Here is an 18,730-nt window from a genome sequence, read left to right on the forward strand (position 1 = left end):
TGTTTTTAAGGACAATTTTTATGGGCAGAAATGTTGATTACTTAGTTATCGGTTCCGGGATTGCAGGATTGAGTTTTGCGTTAAAAGCGGCCCAACATGGTCAGGTTCTGATTGTTACAAAATCAAACGAAGACGAATCGAACACTAAATATGCGCAAGGCGGCGTAGCGGTTGTTGTGGATAAAGAGGAAGATTCGTTCGAAAAACACATTGAAGACACGCTGATTGCCGGCGATGGTTTGTGCAATGAAGAAGTGGTGAAAATTGTTGTAGAAGAAGGGCCGCCCAGGATCAAGGAAATTATTGATTACGGAACCAACTTTGATAAAACCAACCAAGGCATCTTTGACCTGGCGAAAGAAGGCGGACATTCGGAAAGCCGCGTGCTACATTATAAAGATATTACCGGTTTCGAGATTGAACGTGCGCTGCTGGAGCAAATCCATCAAAACAAAAACATCGAAATTTTAACGCATTATTTTGCCATTGACCTGATCACGCAGCATCATTTGGGCGAGTTTGTAGATCGGTCAAGCAAGGATATTACCTGTTTTGGTATTTATGCCTTGAACCATTTGACGAATGAAGTTGAAAAGATTTTGTCGAAAATAACGGTCATGGCTTCCGGTGGTGCTGGCCATATTTATTCCATTACCACCAATCCAACCATTGCAACCGGCGACGGCGTGGCGATGGTTTATCGTGCAAAAGGGAAAGTTCGGGACATGGAGTTTATCCAGTTTCACCCAACGGCTTTGTATAATCCGGGCGATTATCCGTCGTTTTTAATTTCAGAAGCTGTTCGTGGTTTTGGCGGGATTTTGAAGCGGCGGAACGGGGAGGAGTTTATGCAGGAATACGATCCTCGGAAATCTTTGGCGCCGCGCGATATTGTTGCCCGCGCCATTGATGCCGAAATGAAAAAATCGGGCGATGATTTTGTTTACCTTGATATCCGGCACCGAAGCAAGGAAGATTTGCTGGCTCATTTCCCGAATATTTATGCCAAGTGTTTATCTATAGGAATTGATATGACGAAGGATATGATTCCCGTTTCTCCGGCCAGTCATTACATGTGCGGCGGCGTGATGGTTGATACGAATGGCCAATCTTCCATCCAACATTTGTATGCCTGTGGCGAATGCTCGTCAACCGGTTTACATGGCGCAAACCGTTTGGCTTCCAATTCTTTGCTGGAAGCTTTGGTTTTTGCCCATCGGATTTATGAAGATGCCATCCAAAAAGCCAATGCTTCTTTTATGCCACTAAATATTCCGGACTGGAACGAGTTTGGCGTTGCCCAGTTGAACGAAGACATTTTGGTAACGCACAACATCCGTGAAATGCAAAAAATTATGAATGATTATGTTGGGATTGTACGATCAGATTTCCGGTCGGAACGGGCTTTGCGGCGGTTGCGTTTGCTGTATGAAGAGACCGAGGATTTCTACAAAAAAACCAAACTTTCTGTGAAATTGTGCGAATTGCGAAACTTGATTCAGGTTGCTTATTTAGTTGTAAAATCTGCCATGATCCGCAAAGAAAGCCGAGGATTACATTTTACAACGGATTATCCAAACCATGCAGCAGAATTAAAAAATACAATATTGTAACAAAAAATAGGTGCTAAAAGAAGCATCAAAACAATGAGCGGAAAACGGGGTTCGAACCCGCGGCCTTCAGTTTGGGAAACTGATGCTCTACCAGCTGAGCTATTTCCGCAGAAAAAAGGAAGAGACTATTTAAACGCATGCTTCTTTTATCGCACTAAAATTAGTGTTTGTATTTTGTCTTTACAAAAAATTAAAAAATACTTTACCGTTTTTTATGCGGTAAAAGAAGTATTGATTGCTTCTGATTTTAAAAATAATTGATTTATGCCACTTATCCTTCCTGTAAAAGATAAATTTCCGGTTATCGGTTCCGGTTGTTTTATTGCCGATAATGCCACCATTGTTGGCGATGTAACGATTGGCAGCCAATGCTCTGTTTGGTTTAATGCAGTTATTCGCGGCGATGTAAATTCAATCATCATTGGCGATCAAACCAATATCCAGGATGGCGTTGTTGTTCATTGTACCTATCAAAAAGCTGCTACGGTTATTGGCCACCATGTTTCTGTTGGCCATAACGCCATTATCCACGGCTGTACGCTGCACAATTATATTTTAGTAGGAATGGGGGCGATTGTGATGGATCATGCCGTTGTAGAAGATTTTTGCATCATTGCGGCAGGTGCCGTAGTTTTAGAAAAAACCATTTGCGAAAGCGGTTTTATCTATGCAGGAACGCCGGCCAAAAAAGTAAAAGCTGTTTCAGCAGAACAATTGCAAATGCTAAAACAGCTTCCTTTAAATTACAATTTGTATTCGAGCTGGTTTACGGATTTGTAACCGGTTTTGGAACTTCTATTGTTTCGTTCATTTCCCAGTTTGCACGCAACGAAAACTCTTTGTTATAATACCAGATTGGTTCGGGCAAAGTCCGGTTTTTGATATTTCCGGTGTCCCATTTTCCATTTTTGTTCAAGTCGTAAATTATCCTAACGTAATATTTTGCAATGGCATAATTGTTAAATGATAACGATTGGTTCCGGTTTATATGAATGCTTTTGATCGGTTTTTTATCAAAATTCAACAGTTCAAAAATATAGGCTTTAGAAGTATCCGGCAAAACAACTTTGTAAACCATGGAACCATAATTTTCGTCTTTGTTCAACTGAAAAGAAATGTTCGTTTTCCTGTTTTTGTTGCCATAAATATCAATAAAAGTACCTTCGTTCAAAACAACATCGTAGTGCTTGCCGGCCTTCCAGGGATATTTCAAAACATAGCTTCTCAACAGCGAAGTGTCTTTGTCTAAAGTAATACCATATTTAGGGACAGAATCCTCCGCCAAAGTGATTTGGGCTTCGTTGGTTGATTCTATCGGATAGTTTGCCGTTAACTGCAAATTTGTTTTTGGTTTTAGCAAACCGCCCGTTGCCGTGTTGCTGATACTCAAATTTCTTTTGAAAGTCTCGCGTTTGCCTTTTCGCAAAGTAACCGTATCCAACGCTTTGCTGCCCGATAAAATAGCAACTTTAATAGAATCAAAACCCATATCGCGCAAGTACAACCTTGCCGAATCAGCCGTTCTGCTAAATTCTACAATCTTTTGTGCGTTTAAATTTTCGTTTTGGATAATGCGCAGTTCTGGCCGTTCAATTCCTTTGTTAAACGTAAAAGACAGTTTTCCGTCTGCATCAATTTTTCGGTCTATCACCCTAAACTTTGCCGGTATTGGTTTAAAAAGCGTTAGTAGGATATTTGCTGTATCTTTTCGAAGCTGGATATCTTTTGGCAAAAGCGCGATCAGTTCGTTTTCGTTATCCAAAATCCGGTTTGGCGATGCTTCTTTTATGGCATAAATTCGGTAAGTATTTGCATGAAGATTGCTGATCTTAAAATTTCCTGCCGTATCTGTGGTTGCATAATACGAAGGCTTTTTTTTGCCGAAAAGGGCAGAGTCTTGCTTGGCGGTAAAAATAAAAGCGGTAACTTCTTTTTCCGGTAATTGTGTTTCCGAATTGATCACTTTACCGGAAATACTTAGCGAATCAATTTCAGTTCCCGTGGTAAAAACGTAAGTGAAATTTTTTAAGATGTTGTTCTCGTTTACATCACCGATCGCTTTTCCAAAACTAATAACATAGGTTGTATTTTTCCGCAAAGAATCCTTTAGATTGATCACCAAACTTTTTTGCCTGATGCGGAATTCGGGCAATTTCTCCTGTGCAGGTGAAATGGTAATTTCCTGGTATTGGTTGTTCAGTTTAAAGTATTCGTCAAAATCTAATACAATTTGTTTTGCCACAAACCTTTTCGATTTGTTTTCCGGCGTTGCTTTCAAAAGTTTTGGCGGCGTTTTGTCTCTTGGGCCGCCTTGGGGCTTTTGTACGCTTGCACAACTGTAAATGAAAAAAAGGGTGCTAAAAAAAGCACCATAGCAGCTATAAAAAAAGGACGTTTTATTTGAGGCCATTTACGTGGGCTATAATCAAAAATTTATTTTGGATGAAGGTTATCATTAAAAAAAATAAATCTCCTTTTATAGCTAATTATTTTATTAAGTAAAAATTGCTGTTTTTATGCAAAAGAAAGGTTATCTGCTAATATGAACCATCAAAACGGAAACATCAGACGGAGAAACACCAGAAATCCGGGAAGCTTGTCCTAAAGTTCTTGGTTTGATACGGATCAGTTTTTCGCGTGCTTCTTTTGACAGGGAATTTATTTCATTATAATTAAAAGATGGATTGATCTCTTTGTCTTCCATTTTTTTCATCTTGTTTACAATTTCCAATTCTTTCTCAAAATACGATTCATATTTAATCTTGATTTCTGCCTGTTCAATTGTTTTTTCATTAAAAGCAGAAAGGAAGTTTTTCAATAATGGCGATGCTTCTTTTAGCACACTAAAACTGATCTGGGGCCGGCCAATAATTGCTGATAATTTTACATTTTGGCTGATTATGCTGGTTCCGGCTTCTTCCAGTAAACCATTTACTTCTTCCGGTTTGATGGAATTTGATTTTACAAACTTTACAATCTCGTCTGCATTTTTGATTTTATCGTTTACGGCTTGCATCCGTTCATTATTGATTAAACCTATTTTGTAGCCAAGGGGAGTGAGGCGAATATCCGCATTATCCTGGCGCAAAAGCAAACGGTGTTCTGCACGAGAGGTAAACATGCGGTAAGGTTCTTCTGTTCCTTTCGTAACCAAATCATCAATTAAAACACCGATGTATGATTCGGCTCTTTTCATAATCAATGCTTCTTTTCCAGCAACATTATTATGTGCGTTGATTCCGGCAATAAACCCCTGGCAGGCTGCTTCTTCGTAACCTGTCGTTCCATTGATTTGTCCGGCAAAAAATAAGTTGTCAATCAGCTTTGTTTCCAAAGTTAATTTCAATTGGGTAGGAGGGAAGTAATCGTATTCAATGGCATAACCCGGCCGAAACATTTTCACGTTTTCAAATCCCGGAATCAATTTTAAAGCTTTATATTGAATGTCTTCAGGCAAAGAAGTTGAAAAACCATTTACATAAATTTCTACCGTGTTCCAGCCTTCCGGTTCAACAAAAATCTGGTGTCGGTCCCGTTCTGCAAAACGGTTGATTTTATCTTCTATGGATGGGCAATAACGTGGGCCAAGTCCTTTTATCCTTCCCGTAAACATTGGCGATTTTTCAAAACCTTCTTTTAGGGTTTCGTGTACTTTGATGTTGGTGTAGGTAATCCAGCAGCAGCGTTGTTCTGTTGTTTTTTGTATCCCTGTATATGAAAACTCGCCTCGCTCTTCATCGCCCCATTGCTCTTCCATTTTGGTGTAATCCAGGCTTCTTCCGTCCACACGTGGTGGCGTTCCGGTTTTCATTCTTCCGGCTTCAAAACCTAATTCTATCAATTGTTCGGTGATGCCGTAAGCCGCTTTTTCGGCAGTTCTTCCGCCGCCAAATCGCTTTTCACCGATATGGATCAAGCCGTTTAAAAAAGTTCCGTTTGTTAATACAACGGCTTCTGCCTCAATTTCAATTCCTAATGAAGTTACTACGCCGCAAGCCTTTCCATCTTTTACGATTAAAGCATTTACCGTATCCTGCCAAAAATCAACGTTTACGTTTCTTTCCAACATCAAACGCCATTCTTCTGCAAATCGCATCCGGTCAACTTGTGCACGCGGACTCCACATAGCCGGGCCTTTTGAACGGTTTAGCATCCGAAACTGAATGGTTGTTTTATCCGTTACAATCCCAGAACCACCACCCATAGCATCTATTTCCCGCACAATTTGCCCTTTGGCTACACCGCCCATAGCCGGGTTGCAGCTCATTTGTGCAATTGTTCCCATATTCATGGTAACCAACAGCACTGATGATCCTAAATTTCCTGCTGCCAATGCGGCTTCGCAACCTGCGTGCCCGCCTCCAACAACAATTACATCATATCTTTTAAACATTTCTATTTAAGTTTCACGTGAAACATTAATACTAAAAACAGTTATTAACCTTCTTTTAACTCTGTCAACATCAACCAACGCTCTAAGTAATTATCCAATTCTTTTTGATTAGATTGAATAGTTTCAGAAGCTGAGACTAAATCTTCTGCTTTAGTAGCTGGATTATTAAGAACGAGATTTAAGTCTGCTATTGTTTTTTCAATAGAAGAAATTTTGCTTTCCAACTCTTGTAATTCTTTTTCCTGTTGAAAAGCAAAAGTTTTTTTTGGTTCTGCAGATGCCGTTTTTATCGTCTTTTCTTGTGTTTTTTCCTTTTGTTTTGCAGCAGCTTCTTCCAAGCGAAAATCTGTATAATTGCCATTATAAACCTGCAAATGCCCGTTTTGGGTAAAGATAAAAAGCTGTTCCGTCAGCTTGTCAATCAAATAACGATCGTGAGAAACCAGGATAATTACGCCGGAAAAAGAAGTAAGAAAATCTTCTAATACGTTTAATGTATCCGTATCCAAATCATTCGTCGGCTCATCTAAAATTAAAAAGTTAGGATTCTTGATTAGAACCATTAAAAGCTGCAATCTTTTCTTTTCGCCGCCACTTAAATTACTGATAAAACCATGTTGTTTTTTAGGCGGAAACAGGAATTGCGTAAGCAGTTGCGAAGCAGAAAGCAGCTTTCCATCTGCCATCGTAATGTATTCTGCTACTTCTTTTATCACATCAATTACACGGTCAGCATCGTTAAAATTTAAACCGGACTGGCGATAGTATCCAATTGAAGTAGTCTCACCAACATCAATTTTACCAGCGTCAGGTTGTATTTCTTCGGTTAGTAGGTTTAAAAACGTTGATTTTCCACTTCCGTTTTTACCGGCCAAACCAATCCGGTCGCCTTTTTTAAACACGTAACTAAAATCATTGATGATGATTATTCCGTTAAATGCTTTTTTTAAATGGTTAATTTCAACAATTTTATTTCCTTGCCGCGCTGATTTGATGCTCAACTCCAGTTGCTCTTTTTGCCCGTTATTTTGGGTTTTGCTTTGCAAATCATAAAACGCATCAATCCTAGATTTTGATTTGGTACTACGTGCCTGAGGCATCCGGCGCATCCACTCTAACTCCTTCTTCAACAAGTTTGAATTTTTTTGATAACGAACCTGGTCTGCCGCTTCCCGCTCTGCACGTTTTTCTAAATAATAGCTGTAATTTCCCTGGTAAGGAAATATCTTTTGCTGATCAATTTCTAATATTTCGTTACAAACATTATCCAAAAAATAACGGTCGTGCGTTACTAACAAGATGGTTTTGTTGCCAGAAGTTAAAAAGCTTTCCAACCACTCAATCGTTTCGATATCCAAATGGTTGGTTGGCTCATCCAAAATATACAGTTCCGGGTCGCTAATCAGCAATTCGGCCAAGGCCAAACGCTTCTTTTGCCCGCCCGAAAGGGTTTTAATTTGCTGGTCTAAATGATGAACATCCAAGCGGTCCAAAATATTTTTGATCTTATATTCATATTCCCAAGCTTCCAGTTCGGTGATTTTTGTGGTAATGATTTCGATCTGGTCATAATTCTCGGGGTCGTTTTCTAGCAACAATTCATATTCTTTGATTAGTTGCTGCTGCTCGTTATCTGATTTAAAAATAAAATCGTTGATTGTTTCATCCGGGTTGAACAAAGGATCTTGTTCTAAATAACCCATCGAAAGAAACTTGCTCTTGACCACTTTTCCTTCTGTTGGCTTAAATTTTTCGGCCAGTAGTTTCAACAAAGTAGATTTCCCGGCGCCATTTGCACCAACCAATGCAATTCGTCTTCCGCTATTGATACCAAAAGTTTGTTGCCGAAACAACCAGTTATCATGAAAGGAGTGGCCGAGGTTTTCGGCTGAAATTAATGTACTCACGCTAATTTTTTTATTTGATCTGATGGATAAGTGAAAATGCCGGAACCGTTTTTTAAAGATTGATTAACCATCGCTTTGGCAACAGTTTCTGCAGAAATACTTTTATATTTTTTTAAGGAGCCAATTAATAACGGATCAACCAGTTTAAACAAATTGGTTGCAACATGCTCGGCAGTCCGTTTTTCTTGTCTGTTTCCGGTTAACAAAGAAGGCTGATAAATACAAATGCGTTTAATTGCTATCTGTTTAATATCCGCTTCGGTTTCCCCTTTTAGTTTGGGGTAAAAAAAAGACGAGTTGATATTGGCTCCAAGCGAGGAAACTAAATGCAATTGCGGCATACTGTTTTTAGCACCTATTTTTCCTAATTGTACTGGATAATCGTGGTCTATTTTTCGGTAAGTTTTTAAATCAGGTGTTTTGCTACGCGTTGTGCCTAAGCAACAAAACAAAGCGTGGCCGTTAACCTCGTTTTGATAATCGTTCAAACGATCAAAATCTACCAGTACTTGTTTAAGTTTAGGGTGCTGTACTTTTAGTTTTTTTCGGACCAAAACACTAACTTCAGCATACGCAGGATGGCCAAGCAGTTGTTCGAGCAGCAAATTTCCAACTAAACCGCTTGCTCCGGCAATTACGGCTTTGTAATTCATTAAAATATATTTACTGCAAAAGTAAGCATTCTACAAGAGGAAAACCGATCAAAAAGAAGTAATAAAATCAGCTTAAAGCCGGATCATATTTATTCCCAAAAAATGTTAATGCTTCTTTTACCACCTAAAAATTGGTGTTGGCAAATTTAAAAACAATCAAAAAACCAAATTCGCCCACCAACTTTTAGGTAGTAAAAGAAGCATGGAAAATAAGCCGTGTAAAAGTTAAACACGCGCTTAAACAAGCCTGTAAATAAAATGTAAGCTAAACCTCAACATAAATAAATAATAACCGTTAAAAGAAAATATTCCAATCAAGCAATATTAAATTCAGATACTAAAAATGGCAGAACAGGTAATCCCTGCATGGAAAAGAACTTTTGAAGAAGTGGGTTCCCAAATCCTGTTTTTCGGAAGTTTTGTTAAAAATATATTCAAAAGTGGGTTCGAGTGGTCCGAATTTATACGGCAATGTTATGAAATCGGCTACAAATCTCTAACCCTTGTTGGCTTAACCGGCTTTATCATGGGTTTGGTCTTAACGCTGCAATCTCGCCCAACTTTGGCAGATTTTGGTGCCGAAAGCTGGCTTCCCGGCATGGTTTCTTTGTCTATCGTTCGCGAAATTGGCCCGGTAATTACCGCTATCATTTGTGCAGGCCGTGTGGCTTCCAGCATCGGTGCCGAATTAGGAAGCATGAACGTAACCGAACAGGTTGATGCCATGGAAGTATCGGGTGCAAACCCAATGCAATATTTGGTGGTAACACGTGTTTTGGCTACCACTTTGATGGTTCCGATCCTCACTTTCATCTCGGATGCGGTTGCTTTGTTTGGCGGTTTTTTGGCCGTTAATATTGATGGAAAGGTAAGTTTCTATTTATATTTCACTAAATCCATTTCAGTTTTGGGCTTTAGTGATATTTTTCCGGCCACGATCAAAACTATATTTTTTGGATTGGCCATCGGTTTTATTGGCTGCTACAAAGGCATCAACTCCAACAAAGGGACAGAAAGTGTTGGCCTGGCGGCAAATTCTGCGGTGGTAACTTCTTCGTTGTGGATTTTTGTGATTGATGCGATTGCCGTTCAATTAACCAATATTTTGGCTTATCATTAATATGGCAACTCTCCTAAACCATCCTTTAAACGAAGCTGCCCCAACTTCTCCCGCAAAAGAAAACGTTGTCGAAATCAGGGGGCTAAAAAAAGCATTCAACGGTTTTGAAGTACTTAAAAATATCAACGTAGATTTAAAACGGGGCGAGAATTTAGTCGTGCTGGGGAAATCCGGGCAAGGAAAATCGGTTACGATAAAATGTATTGTTGGCTTATTAAAAAAAGACGAAGGTTCTGTTAAAGTTTTTGACGAAGAAGTATCTGATTTAAATGATGAAGAACTGAAGCAGTTGCGTACCCGGATTGGCTTCCTTTTTCAAAACTCAGCTTTGTACGATTCGATGACTGTTCGCGAAAACCTTTCTTTTCCTTTAACCCGAGTTTTAAAATTGAAGGACGAAACCGAAATAAACTCGCGAATTGAAGAAGTTTTAGAAGGCGTCGGTTTATTGGATGCCATTGATAAAATGCCTTCCGATCTTTCCGGCGGGATGCGGAAACGGATCGGACTGGCGCGGACACTGATTATGAAACCGGAAATTATGCTGTACGATGAACCCACAACAGGCCTCGACCCAATCACTTCCAAAGAAATCAGTCAGTTGATTTTAGAGATGCAAAAGAAGTATAAAACTTCTTCCATCATCATTACCCACGATATGCCTTGTGCCCAAATTACGGCCGACAGGATTGTGGTAATGAACGATGGCGAATACATAGCCGAAGGAACGTATAAAGAGCTTGAAACTTCTGATAACGAATTGGTTAAAGCTTTTTTTAATTAATAAAAATGAAAACAAATAGCGGACAAAAATTAAAATTAGGGATATTTACTTTCGTTGGCGTGCTGATTTTGGTACTCGCCATATTTTTTATCGGTAAATCAAAAAGCTTGTTCAACAACACATTTAATGTTTACGGCATGTTTAAAAACGTAAACGGTTTGCAGGTGGGCAACAATGTCCGTTTTGCCGGGATCAATGTCGGCGTAATTCAAAACATCAAAATTGTATCAGATACGGCCGTTCGTGTTGATTTGACTTTGAACAAATCTGTCCAGGAATTTTTAAGGAAAGATGTAAAGGCAACCATTGGCAGCGATGGTTTGATGGGCGATAAACTGGTGGTGATCAACCCTGGAACTGCAGGAAGCGGAGAATTAAACAACGGCGACCGCGTAACTACCGTTAACCCGATTGATGTAGATAAAATTATTGGCCGGGTAACCCGCGTTGCCGATAACGCGGAAGTTTTAACATCCAACCTTTCTGAAATTGTTTACAAAATTAACCATGGTAAAGGAAGCATCGGCAAGTTGTTGGCCAGTGATAAATTGGCCAATGATTTGGAAGGAACGGTTAGGCAAGCCAAAAGCACTTTAAAAACAGTGAAGCAAGGCACGCAAGGTTTCAGCGATAACATGGAAGCCGCCAAACACAACTTTTTGTTGAGAGGGTTTTTTAAGAAGAAAGCAAAAGCAGCGCAAAAGAAACAGGATTCCATCAAAGCCGCAAAAGAACCCAAGGAAAAACTTACATCAACAAATCCCTAATATCTTCCGGCGTAAGCGATTTGATAAAGTTTCCTTCCGTCGTGATCAACGAATTGGCCACATGTATTTTTTGTTGCTGTAAAAGAAGTATCTTTTCTTCGATGCTGTTTTTAGTGATGAATTTATAGATAATCACTTTCTTGGTTTGCCCGATCCGGTGCGTGCGGTCAATGGCTTGCTGCTCAACGGCCGGGTTCCACCAGGGATCTAAAATAAAAACGTAATCTGCTTCGGTCAAATTTAAACCAACGCCGCCGGCTTTAATGGAAATCAGAAAAATGCGCAACGATTCGTTGTCCTGAAACTTGTTGATCTCTTCTTCCCGGTTTTTTGTTTTGCCGTCGAGATACGCATAAGGAATATTCTGCCCGTCCAGTTCTTTACGAAAAAGGGTAAGTTGCCGTACAAACTGCGAAAACACCAAAACTTTGTGTCCGCCTTCCAAAGCGTTGGTCAGCATTTGCCAAACGTCATCAAATTTTCCGGAGCCGCCTTCGTAGGTTTCGTCAATCAATTTTGGATGGTTGGAAATCTGCCGCAGCTTAATCAACCCTTGTAAAACATGCAGTTTTGCTTGCGCGAAAGTACCTTCTTCGATGCTTTTTAAAAGCTCGTTCCGGTATTCCGATTTTACTTTTTCGTATTCGTCGGCTTGGTCATCGCACATTTCAGAATAAAATAAATGCTCTGTTTTCGATGGAAGTTCCGTGGCAACTTGTTCTTTCGTACGCCTCAAAATAAAAGGCTTGATCAAAACCTGCAAACGGTGCGCTTTGTCTTCATCTTTTTTCTTTTCAATCGGGATGACAAAATTGTTTTGAAAGTAAGATTGATTACCCAGCAAACCCGGATTAATAAACGAAATCTGCGTCCACAAATCATTCACCGAATTTTCAACCGGCGTTCCGCTTAAAATCAATTTGTAGCGCGATTTTAATTCTGTTGCCGCTTGAAAAGATTTGGACGAAGCATTTTTAATATTCTGGCTTTCATCCAAAATAATATATTCAAAAAAGAAATCTTTCAGCAAATTAATATCAATGCGCATGATGCCATAAGTCGTGATCACCACATCATAATTACTGAAAGTCGTTGCGTCGCGGTTACGCATTCCGCCAGTATAAGTCAGGATTTGCATTTCCGGCGTAAACTTTTTTGCTTCGTTTATCCAGTTATAAATCAAGGAAGTAGGCATAATAATCAGGGAAGTTGTTTTGCCTGATGATCCTGAATCTTCTTTACTTTTTTGCAGCAAAGCCAATGCTTGAATCGTTTTTCCCAAGCCCATGTCATCGGCCAAACAACCGCCAAAATGATATTTTTTTAAGAAGTGGAACCAATCATAACCGGCCTTTTGGTAAGCGCGCAGTTCGCCGTTAAAGTTTTCCGGCAGCGGGATTTCTTCCAAACTTTCAAAATCATTCAGCTTTTGCAGTTTCCGGTTCATCGTAACTTCGGCATGATCGCTGGCTGCCAATTCGTTTACCAAACCAATATGGTGCTTTTTAAGCTGTAACTTATCCGTATGGTTACTGAAATACAATAAGTTGCTGTATTGCGAAAACCATTTTTCGGGAATGACCGCAATCTCGCCGGAAGGCAAAACAAACTCGCGCCGTTTGTTTAAAATGTGTTGTTTCAGTTCGATAAACGGAATGGCGAAACTGCCAAAATAAACCATGGCGTAAATATCAAACCAATCGTTTCCTTCCCGTATTTCGAGGTTGATTTTCGGGCTGGCAAACAAAAAACGCTTTTCGCCTTCGGGCTGCTCAATTTCAAAACCATTGGCAATCAGCTCGTCGTGATGCTCGTTCAACCACGTAAAAACAGAAAGCGAAGCGTCTTCTTCCTCTTCCAAAGCCGCAACTTCCAAGTTTTGAAAAAGGTTGGATACTGTTTTTAGCCCTATATTTTCAAGCTCCAAATACTTCTTTTTCTCCCAGGCAATGCTTCTTTTAATGCGGTAAAAACAGTATTGGTCGTCTTTATTTTCGATGCGAACTGAAACCTGCCGGCCATCTCCATAAGGAAAAACTGCTTCTCCGTAACGAAACAAAAGCTGGATTTGTGAAACGCCGCCTTCCGTGTAAACCGGTTTTAAAATCGGTTCGGCATTATAACGTTCGCTCACAATCTCGAAACCTTGCGCATAAACCGGATACTTTTCAATCAGCGGCGCCACAAACTTTTCGTAATACGTTTTCTCCGAAGATTTCGGGATCGAAATGTAACGCTTCTCTAAAAACGGAACCAGCTTTTTGCCTTCAATGTCTTTTTCAAAATAATAAAGCACATCTTCCAGCAGCAAATACGCGGGATGGTTGCAAATGATGTCCGCATTTTTGAACATAAACTCAATCCGCTGGCCTTTGTATTTAATGGTTGGATAATAGCGTGTTTCGTTTTCGTTTCTGCGGAAGTGGAAAAGCACGGTTGCAGGTTCGGTTGCAATCGTAACAAAACGTTCGGCCGGATAACCTTCGCGGCTCATCACGCACAATTCTTTTCCGGGAAGCAAAGTCAGCGCTTCGGCCATTTTTTTTTCGATTTTTGGCCGAAGCGTATCAAAAAGATCCTCAGTATAAATCTTGGAGAAAAACTCGACCGGGCGGATTGGCTTTTTATAATATTTCAGGATGATGTGGCTCTGCTCGGTTTCCTGCAAAATACGGATCAGTTTGCGGTCGGTATCGTCCAGGTATTCGGCAAATTCTTCGGCCGTATTGGTAAAAAGGCGTTGGTGCGTTAACGAAAACTCGCCGTTTGGGTTAAGTTGGACAACATGCGGCTCGATCAAATAAGATAGATAATCATGCCGGCAAATGGCATAAATAATCTTACAAGGTTTGCTGCTGTCAACTCTTACCATACGGTCTTTATGATAACTGCCAAAAGGCGATTATGCTTGGGCAAAGGCTCCAAACGTAATCAGAATTAGCTTAAAAGAAAAATACTTTATGCAATTTTTGTGGGGAAAAAGGTCGGGAAGACCGGAAGTCTGGAAGACAGGAAGTTGTAAAGCTAAATATACGATGCTTCTTTTACCGGCATAAAATTGGTGTAAGTGAATTAGTTAAATTGAAATTTCTCCGGAGAAAACCTGAAAGGCCGGACCTTCTAAAAATATATCGGTAAAAACAGTACCGTCATAATTAAATTTTACGCTTAAATCTCCGCCCAACACTTTTATAGGGGTAAAAACAGTACCGGTTTTTTGCTGATGTTTGGCCATGGCGAGGGCAACTGCGGTAACGCCGGTTCCACAAGCATAAGTTTCATCTTCTACGCCGCGCTCAAACGTACGCACGAAAAAGCCATCTTCTATTGGTTCAACAAAATTAATGTTGATGCCGTCTTTCTTGTAAACCGGATTGTTTCGGATGGCAAAACCGTCCTGAAAAACGTTTTTTTGTTCCAAATTCTCCACCAATTCAACATAATGCGGCGAACCGGTATTTAAAACGAAAGCTTCACCATCGCGGTTTATGGTATCCACATCAATCATTTGCAAACTTACCCAATCGCCGCTTTCGGAAATTTTGGCATAGTGCGGGCCATCAACTGCCAGAAAGTTAGTTTCCCGGTCAATCAAACCTAAAAACCTGGCGAAAGCAACGATGCAACGGCCGCCGTTTCCGCACATGCTGCTTGGTTTTCCATCGGCATTGTAATAAACCATTTCGAAATCAAATGCTTCTTTTACCTGCAAAAATATAATGCCATCGGCGCCGATACCAAAACGGCGGTCGCACAAACGGGAAATCAGCTCCGGCTGTTGGTGGTTAAATTGCTGTAAACGGTTGTCTATCAGTATAAAATCGTTTCCGGCTCCCTGGTATTTATAAAAAATTTGTTTCACAATAATTGATTCTATTATTTAGCACAAAGTTGCGCTTATCTGCCTAAAAACCAACACCAATTAGGGTTTAACATTTTTTAACATTGCCATAAGTAACATTGGGTTGGTTATAACGTCAATAAGGCATTAAATTTGATTAAGTTATTTCAAATTCAGCAAGAGAAAAAACAACATATGAAAAAAGTAGGATTATCATTGATGACGGCCATTTTGGGAGGCGCTATTGCCGTAGGTGCCTACAAAATGGTTGAGGTTAAAAACACAGATGCTTCAACATTTGAAGACCGGCAAAAAGTATATTTCGCAAGTAATCATATCGCTCCGCTGGTATCATCGGCCGGAACGGTAGATTTTACACAGGCGGCAGCAGCGGTTACGCCAGCCGTGGTTTATATCCGTACTACTTATTCTTCGCAGCAAAGCGGCGGCGGTGGACAAGACCAAATGGAGCAAATGTTTGGCGATATGTTTGGCATGCGCCGCCAAAGGCCGTCTGGTCCGCAACGGGCTTCCGGTTCGGGCGTAATTATTTCTACGGATGGTTACATTGTTACAAACAACCATGTGGTAGAAAAAGCAGACAAGATTGAAATCACCACAAACGATCACCGCCAGTTTAGTGCAAAAGTGATCGGGACAGACCCAAACACGGATTTGGCTTTGATTAAAATCAACGCAACAAATTTGCCGATCGTTAAATTTGGCAATTCTGATGATGCCAAAGTAGGCGAGTGGGTTTTGGCCGTAGGCAACCCTTTTAACTTAACTTCAACCGTAACTGCTGGTATTGTTAGTGCAAAAGGCCGTTCGGTAGGAATTATCGGCAGGGGCGACAACGATGATGACGAAAACCCTTTTTCCAGCCCTAATTTAGATCGTTCACGTGCACAAACGCCGGTTTTAAACAGAGGGATTGAATCCTTTATCCAAACAGACGCGGTAATTAATCCCGGAAACAGTGGCGGCGCTTTGGTAAATACCAGGGGAGAATTGATTGGCATTAACTCTGCAATCCTTTCACACACCGGTTCTTACGAAGGTTATGGTTTTGCCATCCCAATCAACCTGGCCAAAAAAGTGTTGAACGATATTGAAAAATTTGGTAAGGTAAAACGTGGTTATGTTGGCGTGCAATTCCAAGAATTAAATCCGGATGCTGCTCAAGCATTAAATATTAAAACTACTAATGGTTTATTGGTAAACGAATTGGTTCAAGGCGGTGGCGCACAACAAGCCGGTATTAAAAAAGGTGATATCATTACCAAAGTTGATGGCAACACGGTTTATGAATCCTCTGATTTACAGGAAAAAGTTGCCCGTTTGCAACCTGGCGATAAAGTTAATTTAACTGTTTTGCGTGATGGAAAAGAGCAAACTTTTGCTGTAACCTTAAAAGCGGACAACGGCAGCACGTTGGCAAGCAATGGCAAAACTAAATCTGCCGAAGAGATTTACAATAATCTGGGTGCAAGTTTTGCCCCGTTAAGCAGTGCCCAAAAACAAAAATACCACATGAACGGTGGTGTTGTGGTTACACAAGTTCGTCCGGGACGTATGTTTGACCAGTTGGGAATTGAAGAAGGTTCTGTCATTACAAGCATCAATAAAGCACCCGTAGGCTCTCCTGAAGCGCTTGACAAAGCAATTTCTAATGTAAAAGATGGCATCCTGATCATCGCCGGTGTAAGCCCTGATGGCAGTGTGTTTACCAACCGTTACAAAATGGACAAGTAAAATATAGTGCTAAAAGAAGCATCGAAACCTGCAATGTAAAACTTGCAGGTTTTTTTGTTTTATGGCTATTTTTGCGGCAATGACTTGCGACGGGATTAACTTCTTTTTTAAACAACAAACACTTCTTTTACTGCCTCAAAAAGCAATTTACTGGAAAGACCAAAAAGCTTTGATTGTGGCCGATGTGCATTTGGGAAAGTCCGGGCATTTTAGAAAAGCCGGAATTGCGGTGCCGAATGAACTGGCGCAAAAAGATCTGGAAGTGCTTTCTGCTTTGATTGACGAACATCAGCCTGAAAAAATTTACTTTTTGGGCGATTTGTTTCATAGCGATAAAAACAGCGACTGGCATTGGTTTAGTTTATGGCGAAACAAATATGCAGCTGTAGAAATGGTTTTGATCAAAGGAAACCATGATATTATCGAGGAAAACAATTTTGCCGATTTAAATATTTTGGTTGAAGGGGAACTATTGGTCGAGCCTTTTCGCCTGGCCCATCATCCTTTAAAAAAACAGGAAATCGAAAACACGCAAGGTTACACACTTTGCGGCCACATCCATCCGGGCGTTTATTTGCGCGGAAAAGGGCGCGATGCCGTAACGCTTTCCTGTTTTGCTTTTGGTGCGGATCAGGCCATTTTGCCGTCGTTTGGAAAATTTACCGGAAGAATTGCCATCCAGCACCAGGAAACCGATCGTGTTTTTGGTATTTTAAACGATAAAGTGATTGCTTTTTGAGCCATTGAACCTAATTAAAATATCCTTTTGTCGTTTTTACACGATGCTTCTTTTACCACATAAAAATTGGTATTGCCTGTTTTTTGATTTTTACCAACGGGTAAAGGCACCAATTTTTACCCGATAAAAGAAGTATCAACCCAAAAAAGAAATATCCGGGAATAAGTTTAAACTGTTTCAATGCCTTAAATCTTCCTGCCAAAATATTTAGATTGTTTCTAAATAGCTATTGGTTGGGATATTGGCCGGATGCTTTGTTATCTTTTCGGCTATAATAAATACTTTTGTAGAAATAATAATCCTAAAATTTATTAATCAAATGAGTGGTTCTACACAAACCCTTTCTTCTTCGATAGGAAAAAAATTGATCATGTCATTAACCGGCCTGTTTTTGTGCCTTTTCCTGATTGTGCATTTAAGCGGAAATTTTCAGTTGTTTAAGGATGACAGCGGCCTGGCTTTCAATGATTACTCGCATTTCATGACGCATTTTCCACCGATAAAAGTAGTATCGTATTTGCTTTACCTCACCATCATCGTCCACTCCATTTATGCTTTGGTTTTGACCATTAACAACCGCAGGGCAAGGCCGGTGAATTATGTGATCCAGCCGAAATCGCCGAGCATTTGGTCGTCCCGGAATATGGGCATTTTAGGTTCGGTTTTGTTGCTGTTTATTGTGATCCATATGGGAAACTTCTGGTTTAGCTACCATAAAGACGAATGGTTTAAAAACCACGAAGGCCCGAAAATGCCGTTTAAAGAATATCGCACTGATCTAAAAACCGGGAAATTGGTATCGGCCAAGCAATTGCCACAGGGCGAATACGAATACGCCAAATATGTGGACGTAAATGCGCAGCAGGAAATTACCATTGCTAAAGATTTACAGGCGCAGGTCATTTTCTCGTTCAGTTCGCCGCTGTATGTGCTCTTTTACGTTATTGCGATGGCTGCTTTATCGTTCCACTTGTTGCATGGTTTTCAAAGTAGCTGGCAAACGATGGGCATGAACCACCGCAAGTACAAACCGATTGTAAACCAAATCGGGATCTGGCTTTTTGCGGTGATTATCCCAATCGGTTTTGCCGTGATGCCAATTGTTTATTATTTCACCAAAAGATAAAAACCGCATTAAGGTTTCAAAAACCACCGATG

14 protein-coding genes and 1 tRNA gene are annotated in these 18,730 nt (G+C 40.3%); 8 read left to right on the plus strand and 7 right to left on the minus strand.

Going from position 1 to position 18,730, the window contains the following annotated elements; genetic code table 11:
* Positions 1-20: 20 nt before the first annotated feature.
* Entirely contained in the window at positions 21-1,613 is a 1,593-nt protein-coding gene (gene nadB / locus V5804_RS16950) for an L-aspartate oxidase (RefSeq protein ID WP_369592598.1), read from the plus strand.
* 36 nt (positions 1,614-1,649) lie between these two features.
* Here nadB and V5804_RS16955 read toward each other — a convergent pair.
* Positions 1,650-1,722: transfer RNA gene (locus tag V5804_RS16955), tRNA-Gly, on the minus strand.
* A gap of 155 nt (positions 1,723-1,877) precedes the next feature.
* Between V5804_RS16955 and V5804_RS16960 the strand changes: the two genes are divergently transcribed.
* Positions 1,878-2,393, plus strand: coding sequence for a gamma carbonic anhydrase family protein (locus tag V5804_RS16960; protein WP_369592599.1), 516 nt, complete (start codon positions 1,878-1,880; stop codon positions 2,391-2,393).
* Here the strand turns inward: V5804_RS16960 and V5804_RS16965 are convergent.
* The 4 genes from V5804_RS16965 to V5804_RS16980 all read right to left on the minus strand — a co-directional run bounded on the left by V5804_RS16965 (position 2,380) and on the right by V5804_RS16980 (position 8,566).
* Positions 2,380-4,023, minus strand: a complete 1,644-nt coding sequence (locus tag V5804_RS16965) for an Ig-like domain-containing protein (RefSeq protein WP_369592600.1) — start codon at positions 4,021-4,023, stop codon at positions 2,380-2,382. The two genes, V5804_RS16960 and V5804_RS16965, sit on opposite strands and share 14 nt — an antisense overlap.
* Positions 4,024-4,143: 120 nt before the next feature.
* Positions 4,144-6,006 carry a tRNA uridine-5-carboxymethylaminomethyl(34) synthesis enzyme MnmG gene (gene mnmG, locus V5804_RS16970; protein WP_369592601.1) on the minus strand — a complete coding sequence of 621 codons (1,863 nt, stop codon included), beginning with the start codon at positions 6,004-6,006 and terminating at the stop codon, positions 4,144-4,146.
* A gap of 44 nt (positions 6,007-6,050) precedes the next feature.
* A complete protein-coding gene (locus tag V5804_RS16975; RefSeq protein ID WP_369592602.1) occupies positions 6,051-7,913 on the minus strand; it encodes an ABC-F family ATP-binding cassette domain-containing protein in 1,863 nt (620 codons plus the stop codon).
* Positions 7,910-8,566, minus strand: coding sequence for a nucleoside-diphosphate sugar epimerase (locus V5804_RS16980; protein ID WP_369592603.1), 657 nt, complete (start codon positions 8,564-8,566; stop codon positions 7,910-7,912). The genes V5804_RS16975 and V5804_RS16980 overlap by 4 nt, the downstream gene beginning before the upstream one ends.
* A 343-nt stretch (positions 8,567-8,909) precedes the next feature.
* Between V5804_RS16980 and V5804_RS16985 the strand changes: the two genes are divergently transcribed.
* The 3 genes from V5804_RS16985 to V5804_RS16995 are packed head-to-tail and all read left to right on the plus strand — an operon-like array spanning position 8,910 to position 11,237.
* Complete coding sequence (locus tag V5804_RS16985) at positions 8,910-9,686, plus strand: MlaE family ABC transporter permease (RefSeq protein WP_369592604.1); 777 nt, start codon at positions 8,910-8,912, stop codon at positions 9,684-9,686.
* 1 nt (position 9,687) lies between these two features.
* Entirely contained in the window at positions 9,688-10,470 is a 783-nt protein-coding gene (locus V5804_RS16990; RefSeq protein WP_369592605.1) for an ABC transporter ATP-binding protein, read from the plus strand.
* A gap of 5 nt (positions 10,471-10,475) precedes the next feature.
* A complete protein-coding gene (locus tag V5804_RS16995; protein ID WP_369592606.1) occupies positions 10,476-11,237 on the plus strand; it encodes an MlaD family protein in 762 nt (253 codons plus the stop codon).
* Here the strand turns inward: V5804_RS16995 and V5804_RS17000 are convergent.
* Complete coding sequence (locus V5804_RS17000) at positions 11,218-14,109, minus strand: DEAD/DEAH box helicase (RefSeq protein ID WP_369592607.1); 2,892 nt, start codon at positions 14,107-14,109, stop codon at positions 11,218-11,220. The genes V5804_RS16995 and V5804_RS17000 overlap by 20 nt on opposite strands.
* A 204-nt stretch (positions 14,110-14,313) precedes the next feature.
* A complete protein-coding gene (gene dapF, locus V5804_RS17005; protein ID WP_369592608.1) occupies positions 14,314-15,099 on the minus strand; it encodes a diaminopimelate epimerase in 786 nt (261 codons plus the stop codon).
* A gap of 174 nt (positions 15,100-15,273) precedes the next feature.
* On the opposite strand from dapF, the gene V5804_RS17010 reads away from it, so the two are divergent.
* The 3 genes from V5804_RS17010 (at position 15,274) to V5804_RS17020 (ending at position 18,698) form a co-directional block, all read left to right on the plus strand.
* Positions 15,274-16,833: a trypsin-like peptidase domain-containing protein gene (locus V5804_RS17010; RefSeq protein ID WP_369592609.1), complete on the plus strand. Its 1,560-nt coding sequence runs from the start codon at positions 15,274-15,276 to the stop codon at positions 16,831-16,833.
* Positions 16,834-16,894: 61 nt separating this feature from the next.
* Positions 16,895-17,572 (plus strand): ligase-associated DNA damage response endonuclease PdeM, encoded by a 678-nt coding sequence (pdeM, locus tag V5804_RS17015; protein ID WP_369592610.1) that lies wholly within the window; start codon positions 16,895-16,897, stop codon positions 17,570-17,572.
* Positions 17,573-17,891: 319 nt separating this feature from the next.
* The gene (locus V5804_RS17020) at positions 17,892-18,698 is read left to right on the plus strand and encodes a succinate dehydrogenase cytochrome b subunit (RefSeq protein ID WP_369592611.1); all 807 of its coding nucleotides are present in this window, start codon (positions 17,892-17,894) and stop codon (positions 18,696-18,698) included.
* Positions 18,699-18,730 lie beyond the last annotated feature (32 nt).

The sequence above is a fragment of the Mucilaginibacter sp. genome, assembly GCF_041088075.1.
In the GTDB taxonomy this organism is placed as follows: Bacteria; Bacteroidota; Bacteroidia; order Sphingobacteriales; family Sphingobacteriaceae; genus Mucilaginibacter_A.